Raw genomic sequence first — 540 nt, 5'->3', positions numbered from 1 at the left:
GCGGAGAACACGACGTTGTCCGCGTCGCGCAGCGCGTGGACCAGCTCCTCCTGGTCCGCCTTCTCGATGTCCAGGACGAGCGGTTCGGCGCCGGCGGCGCGGACGTCCTCGGCGTGGTCGGGGTTGCGGATGAGGGAGACGACGTCGTGGCCGGCCTCCGCCAGCAGGGGTGCGGCGAGCAGGGCCACCTTGCCGTGGCCGCCGATGATCACGGTGCGGGTCATGGGGATCTCTCCTTCGGTTCGATCGGGTGCTGGACTTCCACAGTAGGGAGAGCCCGCCGCCGGTGCGAGGGTGGAGCGGCGCGCGACCGCCACCCCACTCCTCAGCTCTCCGCCTGACCCTCCCGCCAGTAGCCCATGAAGGAGACGTGCTTCTTCGGCACGCCGCCGGGGCCCACGCTGAGCCGGCGCAGGGCGCGCACCATCGCGGACTCCCCGGCGAGGAACACGTAGGCCTCGGGCCGTTCGTCGGCCTCGAGGGCGGCGACGGTCCACTCGCGCTCGACGGAGGCCGCGGGCGGCGCGACCGGCCCGCCGG

Annotated in this window: 2 protein-coding genes; both read right to left on the bottom strand. The window is 73.7% G+C overall.

The genetic code is table 11. The annotated features are described in order from the left end of the window. Positions 1–224, bottom strand: a 224-nt coding sequence (locus tag D8M29_RS13140; protein WP_153240301.1) for an NAD(P)H-binding protein, incomplete at its 3' end; no start/stop codon positions are given. A gap of 101 nt (positions 225–325) precedes the next feature. Then, the coding region (locus tag D8M29_RS13135; protein ID WP_148111645.1) for an SIP domain-containing protein at positions 326–540 on the bottom strand (215 nt) is incomplete at its 5' end.

The sequence above is a fragment of the Micrococcus sp. HSID17227 genome (assembly GCF_003989405.1).
Taxonomy (GTDB): domain Bacteria; phylum Actinomycetota; class Actinomycetes; order Actinomycetales; family Micrococcaceae; genus Micrococcus; species Micrococcus luteus.
Note: the sequence above shows the minus strand (reverse complement) of the source record. Positions and strands in the feature narration are given on the sequence as shown.